Source organism: Patulibacter sp. NPDC049589 (assembly GCF_040675535.1).
Taxonomy (GTDB): domain Bacteria; phylum Actinomycetota; class Thermoleophilia; order Solirubrobacterales; family Solirubrobacteraceae; genus Patulibacter.
Genome location: NZ_JBFAPC010000206.1, coordinates 1 through 8,577, shown reverse-complemented (window position 1 = coordinate 8,577; position 8,577 = coordinate 1). Strand labels below are relative to the sequence as shown.

Sequence of the window (8,577 nt, the reverse complement as noted above, 5' to 3'; positions counted from 1 at the left end):
TCGAGCACCTGCGCGAGCTCGGCACGCCGCTGCTGATCCACCTGCCGTCGTACTCGATGGCACGTCCGCCGGCCCGCCGCCCGCCCGCCGCCCGCCCGCCCGCCGCCCGCCCGGCCGGCGGCCGCCGCTCAAGCCCCGTTGTCCCGCAGCCAGGCGTCCATCGCCTTGCGGAACGCCTCGTGGGTCCGGCCCAGGGTGACCGCGTGTCCCGTGTCCGGCAGCTCGACGAACGAGACCTGGCGGGAGCGGGGGAAGGCCGTCGAGGCCTGGATCTGGTTGGTCGGCGGGGAGAACAGCGCGTCGTTGGCGCCCGAGATCACGAGCACCGGGGAGGTGATCGACGTCCGCGTCGCGACCTGGTCGACGACGAGCGTCTGCAGGGCCGACAGGAGGTCGCCGCACGCGTCGACGTTGTGGCGCGCCAGGACGATGCGGCGGACCGTCGGGTCGATGTCGTGGAAGTGGCCCGCGGCGAAGTCGTCGTCGGTGCGGCCGAACGGGGCGTAGTTCGGCGCGCCGGTCCCGCCGTGGGAGCGCCGCGGCGCGGTGGCGCAGTCGACGGTCGCCTGCGCGAACGTCGCCAGGGCCAGGACCGACGGGATGTCCGTGTAGCCGATCACGGCGATCGCGTCGGCGCTCCCGAACGAGTACTGGGAGACCTCGGTGATGAAGCCGCCGAGCGAGTGGCCGGCGAGGATCACGCGGCGGAAGCGCGGCGTGGCGCCCGGGACGCCGCGGACGTCGCCGGAGCGCAGGGCCTTCACGACCTGGTCGGCCATGTCCGCCTGGGCCGGGATGCAGGTGGCGTTCCCGTCGGGCAGGTCGTCGTGTGCGGGGTTGCCGAGGCGGTCGATGACGACGGACGCGTGGCCCGCGCGCGCCTGCTCCAGGCCGTAGTCGTAGCCGGGGACGTCGCCGAAGCGGAAGAAGAAGCTCGAGTACCCGAGCCCGTGGACGTAGAGGGCGACGGCCGGCTGGGCGGCGTCGAGCTCGGCGCGCGGCGCGACCAGGCTGCCGTGCAGCGTGTAGGTCTTGCCGTCCGGGGCGCCGAGGCACGGGATCGCGGTGCGGTTCTGGTTGACGACGCGCACCGTGATCGGGACGTCGACGATCTCGCCGACGCCGATCCGGGCGTAGACCGCGGCACCGCTCCGGCCGTCGCGGCCCCGGGCCCGGACGCGCAGGTCGCCGGTCGCGTCGTCGTTCGTCACGATGCCCGCGGTCAGCGCGCGCCGGCGCGCCCCGAGGGTGATCGTGCGCAGCGGCTTCCAGACGCCGTTGGTGCACCGCTCGACGGTGACCGCCGAGCCCCTGCGCGCGGCGCGGGCCTTCGTCGTCTTCGCGGCGGGCGCGATCAGGCGCAGGGCCGCGCCGGTGGCGACGCGGTGGACGGGCTGCGTCGTCCCGCAGACCGGGAGCGGCGCAACGGTGCCGCCGTCGAGGGCGACCTTCGGCGCCGCGGCGGCCGGCGACGCGAGCGCGCCGGCGAGGACCACGGGGGCCGCCAGGGCGACGAGCCGCGACGCGCGCCGGCCCCGGTCCGGGGTTGGGCGGGCCGGACGGAGCAGTCGCACGCCCCGAACCCTACGGGCGCACGAGTCCGGCGGACAGGGCGGGATCCGCCTCTCCCTGGCCGCGGACGTGTCGGAGATCGTGTCCGGGGCGCCTCCCGCGTGGCGTCCCCGCCTCCCGCGTGGCCTCCCCGCCCTCGCCCCCGGCCGCAGCAGACGTCGGGCCACCGTGACGCGGGCCGTCGGTCAGTCCTCGATGCCCGTCGGGATCGTGCTGCGGGTCTCGGGCACCTTGGCGGCGTCCGCCTCGGCGCGCAGCTTCGTCGCGTGGGCGGCGGCCGCGTCGCTGCTGCGGCGGGCCTCCTCGGCGTCGGCCCGGGCGGCCTCGGCACGCTCGGCGGCGGCGGTCGCCGCCTCGGCCGCGCGGGTCGCGGCGGTCTCGGCCTCGTCGGCCGCGGCGCGGGCCTCACGGGCCGCGCGGACCCGGACGCCGCGCGCGTCGCCGGACTCGAGCTCGACGTCGTCGGCCCCGTCGACGTCCACGCCGTAGTGCTCACGGACCGCGGCGAGCTCGGCGGGTGAGAGCCGGGCGTCGTCGTCGTTCTGCGGAGCGGCCGAGACCTGATCGCCGGTGTAGGCGACGCGCACGAAGGACCGGGTCACCGTCGACCCGGTCAGCGGGACGAGATGCCGCTTGCGGCCGAGCAGCCCGCTCTTGACCGAGATCAGGACGGGCTCGGCGCCGTCGATGCGGAACCACACGTCCTCGAGCTTGCCCAGCTTCTGCTCGGCCAGGTCGACGACGTCCTGACCCTTCCAATCTTCGATGGCTTCGATCTCGCGCATGGCCTGCGTCTACCCAGCCGGAGCGGTCCCCAGCGACGGGTCCGTCACGGACGGCGTTCAGCCGGCCGACCGCCGCAGCCCGAGCGCCAGGAGGCCCACCAGGAGCGACTGCCCGACGAGGCACCACGACGCCGCTGCGAAGGCCGCGGGCACGTCGCCGTCGCCCAGCGCGCCGTAGAAGACGATCGCCAGGAGCGCCACGCCGACCGCGCCGCCGATCTGCTGGACCGTGGTGATGACGCCCGACGCCTCGCCCGAGCGCGCGCCGTCCGTCTCGGCCAGCGCCAGGCTGACGGAGGGCGCGAAGACCATCCCCATCCCGACGCCCGCGACGACGAGGCCCGGGATCAGCGCCGCGACCGAGCCGCCGGCGTGGGCCTGCCCGGCGGTCAGCGCCAGCGCGGCCTCGCCGAGGGCGGAGACGCCGGCGCCGGCGATCAGCAACCCGCGGCCCCAGCGCGCCTGGAGCGCCGGCGCCGCGATCGAGGACCCGACGTACCCCACGGCGAGCGTCGTGAAGACGAGGCCCGACTCGAGCGGGTCGAGGCCCAAGCCGCCCTGCAGCGCGAGCGCGAGGACGAAGAACGACGACGCGATCCCCGTCTGCACGACGAAGCAGAGGACGGTGCCGACGCCGAACGTCCGGTCGCGCAGCATCGCGAGGTCGACCAGCGGGTCGGCCGCGCGGCGGGCCAGGGTGCGCTGCCGGAGTGCGAAGTCCGCGAGCAGCACCACCCCGGCGACCATCGCCAGGACGCACCACAGCGGCCAGCCGCGCTCGCGGCCCTCGGCCAGCGGCAGCACCAGCAGGCCGAGCCCGAGGGCGAGCATCGCGACGCTCGGACCGTCGATCGCCAGGCGCCGGGCGGCGCGGGTCTCCGGCACCACGCGGCCGGCGAGCGCCAGGGCCGCGAGACCGACGGGGACGTTGACGAGGAAGCACGCGCGCCAGCCGAGGCCCAGCAGGTCGACGTCGATCAGCGCGCCGCCGAGCAGCTGGCCGCTCACGGCGGCCAGGCCCGCGGTCAGCCCGTAGATCGTCAGCACGCGGACGCGCGCCTCGCCCTCGGTCGTCGCGGTCAGCGTGCCGAGGACCTGCGGGGTCAGCAGCGCCGCGCCGAGCCCCTGGGCGATCCGGGCGACCGCGAGCGAGGCGGGGTCCGGCGCGGCGCCGCACGCCGCCGAGGCGAGCGTGAACGTCGCCAGCCCCCAGAGGAACATCCGGCGCCGGCCGAGCCGGTCGCCGAGCCGCGCCCCGAGGACGAGGAAGGCACCGACCGCGATCGCGTAGCCGGCCACCCAGATCGTCACGGCGCCGCCGCCGGCGCCGAGGTCCGCCTGCATCGACGGCAGCGCGACGTTGACGATGAAGAAGTCGAGCGTGACGACGAAGAACGCGGTCAGCAGGACGACGAGGCCGAGGCCCGAGGCGGCGGAGGCGGGTGCCGCGGAGAGGCCGCCCGCGGGTGCGGGGCCGGCCGTCGTGCCGGGCGTGGCCGCGGCGGACGGGCCGGGTGCGGTGCCGCCGCGGGCGGATCGGCGGGCCGGGCCTGCGGCGGGTGGGGTGGCGGTGCTCATGCGGTGCTCCTCGTCGGTCGGTCGATGCCGAGGACGATGCTCCGCGGGGAGTCCCCGGTCGATGACCCGGGAGGTAACGGCGGCGCCTACCCGGACAGGCCGGCGGGGCGCCGGGGCGGTGCCGGGGCGTGGGTGGTTGCGATTCCCTCTCCCACGGCGATGGAACCTCGACCAGTCCCGCGGACCCGGCGCTTCTTGTCGGGGGTGGTTGCGATTCCCTCGCTCACGGCGATGGAACCTCGACCAGTCCCGCGGACGGGCCCGTACCGTGGGCCGGCCGTCCCGCGTCCGCCGCCCGCCCGCGTCCGCCGCCCGCCCGCGCCTACGCCGCCACGTAGAACGTGGTGATCCAGCCGCCCGGCGCGGTCGCCGTGCAGCGGCGCTCGTGCGGGCCGGTCTCGATCGCGCCGACGGTCAGGCCGCCGGCGATCAGCCCGGTGCGGGTGGCCTCGAGGTCGTCGACCTTCACGAGGACGCCGGCGGTGTCGGACGTGCGGTCCGCGCCGGCGAGGGCCAGGCGGTGCGGGCCCACGTCGAACTGGGCCCAGCGGTCGCCGTCGACGAAGGTCGGCTCGGCGCCGAGGGCGGCGGTCCAGAACGCGACCCCCTCGGCGAGGTCGGCGACGGGCAGGACGGTGCTGAGGCGCTCGGTGGTCATCGGGCGGGCTCCGGGGTCGGGTGGTACGGACGGAGGCTCGCAGCTCGCGTCGCGGCACCTCGCCCGTCGCGTTGCGGGGCCAGCGCGTCGACGACGCCGCCGGAGCGGCCGGCCTGGCCCGGTGCCCCGTGGGGCACGCCTCAGATCGCGCCGAACTCCACCGACGCGCCGATCCGCTTGAGCTGGGCCTCCATCTCGGACTCGACCCGCGAGCGGCTCTGGAAGAGCAGGCCGATCCGGCCCGTCAGGCCCTCGCCGGTGCGGGTGCGCGTCGCGGTCAGGAGCGTGCCCGCGCCCTCGGGCTCCAGCGCCAGCTCGAGGCCGTCCTCGAAGCGGACGTGGGTGTAGGCGCGGTCGGACACGACGGGCGCGTGGGTCTCCCAGCGGTCGCGCCACTGGCCCTGATGCTCCGCGTCGACGAGCAGCTCGAACACGTCCCACGGCGCGGCCGCGATCACGTGCTCGGCGGTGTAGGTGCGCTCCGCGTCGGCCATGACCCGCCGAGCCTAGCCGGGATCCGCCGGTCCTCGGGTGTCCCGGTCGTCACGAAGCGCCGTCGTTCGTCCTGGATCCGTCGATCGCCGGACGTCCCGGTCGTCACGAAGTGCCGTCGTTCGTCGTGGATCCCGCGGATCGCCGGACGTCCCGGTCGTCACCGGCGCGCGGCGGGCCGGTCTGGATCCCGCGTGTGCCGGGCGGGTACCGTGCCCCCATGGCCTCTCTGGACCAGGACCTCGCACCGATCCTGCTGCGGATCGCGGACGCCGACGGCGGTGACGGGCACCGCTTCGCACCGATGTTCATCCCGCAGAACCCCGCGCCGATCGCGGTCGCCCCGTACGTGGCGGACCCACACGAGCTGCTGCCGGCGCCGATCGCGGCGCTCGCCGAGCGGGGCTACCTGGACGTCGCGCCGCCGGCGCCCGGCAAGGGCGGCTACGGGCCGTTCGCGATCACGCCCGAGGGCCGCGAGGCCGCCGCGCGCGCCGTGGCCGCGGCCACCGACGGCGCCGCCGCCGCGGCCCGGGCGGCGGACGAGCGGACGGCGGCCCGCCTGCTGTCGGCCCTCGACGCCGCGATCGAGCACGCCGGCGACGGCGGCGCGCAGGCCGGCCTCCGGCGCCTGCGCGAGGGGGCGGCGGGCGTCGACGCGTCGGTCCTCGGGCCGGTCGTCCGCGACGCCGCGGGCGCCGACGGCTGACGCCGGGCCGCACGGCACGGCCCCGGCCCGATCCGGGCAGTGAGTCGCACGGCCCAGGCCTGCCCCGGGCGACGGCCGCGGCCCGGCCTCAGCGCCCCCGCCGCGCGTAGGCCGCCCGCAGCGCGTCGCTGACCGTCGCCGTGGTCGGCGCGCCCCGCACGGTCGCGCCCGTCCTCCATCGCAGCTTCAGGGTCCCGCGGCGCCCCGGCAGCAGCAGCTCGCGCCGGCCCGCGCGCAGGCCGGGCAGGCGGACGGCGGTCGTGCCGGACGGCGCGCGGAAGCGCAGCGGCGTCCCGGCCGGCACGTCGGCGTCCCAGCGCAGGACCGCGCCGGTGCGGGTGGCGCGCAGCTCGACGTCGACCGGGCCGAAGGACGTGTGGGCGCGGCGCACCCGGGTGACGCTGCCGGCGCGCAGCCACGCGCGCGGCACGGCGTCCAGCAGCCGGACGCCGTCGCCCTGCTCGCGCGCGAGCATGTCGTGGGCGAGGGACATCAGGTCCGCGGCGGCCCAGGCGTGCGGGCCGAGCGCGCGGTAGACCTCGCGGCTGCCGTAGGGCGCGGTGCCCTGCTCCCAGGTGCCGCCGGTCGAGGTCAGGTGGGCGAGCGTCGCGTAGAGCCCGGCGACGACGTCGTCGCGGTGCCCGGCGAGCAGCTCGGTGTGCAGGCGCCGCAGGCCGAGGTACAGGTGCAGCCGCCCGCCCCAGAGCGCGAGGCCCTCGTGCTCGTCGGCCTTCGCGGCCGCCATCGTGCGGACGACCAGCGGGTCGCTCGGCGCCATCAGCCCGGTCGGCCAGGCGAGCCACAGCTCGCCCCAGCGCCGGCCGGCGGGGTTGTCGAGGACGGACGGGACGACGCCGTCGACGGCCGCCTCGGCCGTCCGCTGCCGCGCGATCGCCGCGACCTGGTCGGCGATCGCGGTCCACGCGCGGGCCCGGTCCTCGTCACCGACGGCGGTGGCGAGCGCGACGACCCGTCGCGTGCCCCCGGCCAGCCAGACGAGGTCGCCGGTGGCGTGGCCGACGGCGTGCTCGTCGTCGTCCTTGGGGTCCGACGGCGGCAGGATCCATTGCGGGTCGGCGACGAGGCGCTTGGTGACCCAGTCCATCGCGGCGTCGGCGACCGGGAGCAGGCGCTCGGCCGTCGCGAGGTCGCCGCTGCGGGCGACGTGGTCGCCGAACGACCACAGCGCCTGGCCCATGCCGTCGAACTGCCCGTCGCGCGACTGCAGCAGGCCGGTCCAGTCCCGCCAGCGGGTCAGGTACTCGACGTCCTCGCCCGCCTCGCGGTGCAGGCCGACGAGGTCGAGGGTGTGGGCGATCATCGCGGTGTCGCGGATCCACGACGCCTGGTACTGGAACTTGTTGGGCGTCTGGACCCAGCGGCCCTCGGGGTCCCGGTAGCGCGACGTCAGGATCGTCAGCAGCCCCGCCTTCCACGCGCGGTCCAGCGCCGGGTCCGGCGTGCTGAGCGACATCGCCCGGTCCAGCCGCGGGCGCCACGCGGCGCGCAGTCGCTGCATCGCCGGCCCCCAGCCGTCGGCCAGCGCGGGGTGCCCGGCGGGAACGGCCCGCAGCGGCACGACCACGTCGATCGTGCGGGTCCCGTGCGGGCGGAGCGTCCCCCGCAGCCGCAGGCGCCCGGTGACGCTGTCGGGCGTGACCAGCGCGGCGGTCGTGCGCTCGGCGGTCGTGCCGGTCCTCGGGACCGACGCGCCCTTGCCGACCGCGCGGGTGGTCCCCGCCGCGGCACCGGTCCCGGCCCCGCCGGCCGGCGGGGCCGCGTCGACCGTCGGCCCGGTGGCCGTCGTCGGCTCCGGCGCGGTGGTCCCGACCGTCGGCCCGGGCCCGACGGTGGCTCCCGGGCCGGCCGGCTTGCCCGGCCCGCCGCCCACGCCGGGCGTCCGCGCGCTCAGCAGCGGCGAGCCGGAGCGCGTCAGCACGTCCCCGTCCCACGCGCTCGTCCAGGTGGGGTCGAAGGCGTCGCCGGGCTGCTGGAGCAGGCCGGGGCTGGCCGCCACGACGCCGCGCGGGAAGCGGTACGGCGCGCGGACGAGGTCGCCCTTAAGCGTCTCGGCCAGCCCGGCGCCGAGCCAGCCGACGTCGATCCCGGCCCCGAACGGGCGGCGGACGCCGGTGACGTTGTGGACGACGACCCGCAGGTGGACGACGGGGACGCCGGCGGACTCGACCGCGAAGGCCGTGGCGTGGGTGCGCACGGGGCCGGCGACGTCGCCCCAGTCGTAGACGGGCAGGCCGGTCTCGTCGAGGTGGCGCGGGCCCCCGGTCCAGGGGCGCATGCCGGTCCCGGAGCGCAGGGCGACTTCGAGCCGCCCGGTGAAGAGGCTGTTCGTCGGCGTCAGCTCGCCGGTCTCGACGTCGCCCGGCACGCCGAGCTGGTCGGTCGGGTAGCGCAGGAAGAACGGGGCGCCCGGCGGGGCGGGGGACGGCGCGGCGGACGCGGCGGCCGGAGCGACGGCCAGCAGGCCGACGACGGCCAGCGAGGCCGCGCGGGACCGACGACGAGGCACCGGCAAGGCCGGCGCTGGGCTCCACACACGCACCGGGTCATGCAAGCACGTCTGCGCCGGCGCCGAGCCGGTCGTCCTCCGCCGGAGGCCGGAGGACGCGGCAGCGACCGGGTGCTCCGATCGCCGGGGACGGGCCGGGCCGCGGCGGCCGGGGCCGACCCGTCGCGGGACGCCGGAGGACGGCGGCCGGCCCCGGTCGGCGGGTGCGCCGGCCCCGGAGCGGCGGCCGGTCGCGACCGGCCGCCCGTGCCCTCAG

Annotated in this window: 7 protein-coding genes; 1 reads left to right on the top strand and 6 read right to left on the bottom strand. The window is 77.6% G+C overall.

Annotated features, from left to right (window positions below; all coding sequences use genetic code 11):
* Positions 1-128 precede the first annotated feature (128 nt).
* The 5 genes from AB0L40_RS24765 to AB0L40_RS24745 form a co-directional block, all read right to left on the bottom strand.
* Positions 129-1,574, bottom strand: a complete 1,446-nt coding sequence (locus AB0L40_RS24765; RefSeq protein WP_364360965.1) for an alpha/beta hydrolase — start codon at positions 1,572-1,574, stop codon at positions 129-131.
* Positions 1,575-1,757: 183 nt separating this feature from the next.
* Positions 1,758-2,357, bottom strand: a complete 600-nt coding sequence (locus AB0L40_RS24760) for a PRC-barrel domain-containing protein (RefSeq protein ID WP_364360963.1) — start codon at positions 2,355-2,357, stop codon at positions 1,758-1,760.
* A gap of 57 nt (positions 2,358-2,414) precedes the next feature.
* A complete protein-coding gene (locus AB0L40_RS24755) occupies positions 2,415-3,935 on the bottom strand; it encodes an MFS transporter (RefSeq protein ID WP_364360961.1) in 1,521 nt (506 codons plus the stop codon).
* Positions 3,936-4,257: 322 nt separating this feature from the next.
* A complete protein-coding gene (locus AB0L40_RS24750; RefSeq protein WP_364360959.1) occupies positions 4,258-4,593 on the bottom strand; it encodes a VOC family protein in 336 nt (111 codons plus the stop codon).
* Positions 4,594-4,733: 140 nt separating this feature from the next.
* Complete coding sequence (locus AB0L40_RS24745) at positions 4,734-5,087, bottom strand: hypothetical protein (RefSeq protein WP_364360957.1); 354 nt, start codon at positions 5,085-5,087, stop codon at positions 4,734-4,736.
* 218 nt (positions 5,088-5,305) lie between these two features.
* On the opposite strand from AB0L40_RS24745, the gene AB0L40_RS24740 reads away from it, so the two are divergent.
* Complete coding sequence (locus tag AB0L40_RS24740; RefSeq protein WP_364360955.1) at positions 5,306-5,794, top strand: hypothetical protein; 489 nt, start codon at positions 5,306-5,308, stop codon at positions 5,792-5,794.
* Positions 5,795-5,882: 88 nt separating this feature from the next.
* Here the strand turns inward: AB0L40_RS24740 and AB0L40_RS24735 are convergent, their stop codons facing one another.
* Positions 5,883-8,321, bottom strand: a complete 2,439-nt coding sequence (locus AB0L40_RS24735) for a hypothetical protein (protein WP_364360953.1) — start codon at positions 8,319-8,321, stop codon at positions 5,883-5,885.
* Positions 8,322-8,577: the final 256 nt, after the last annotated feature.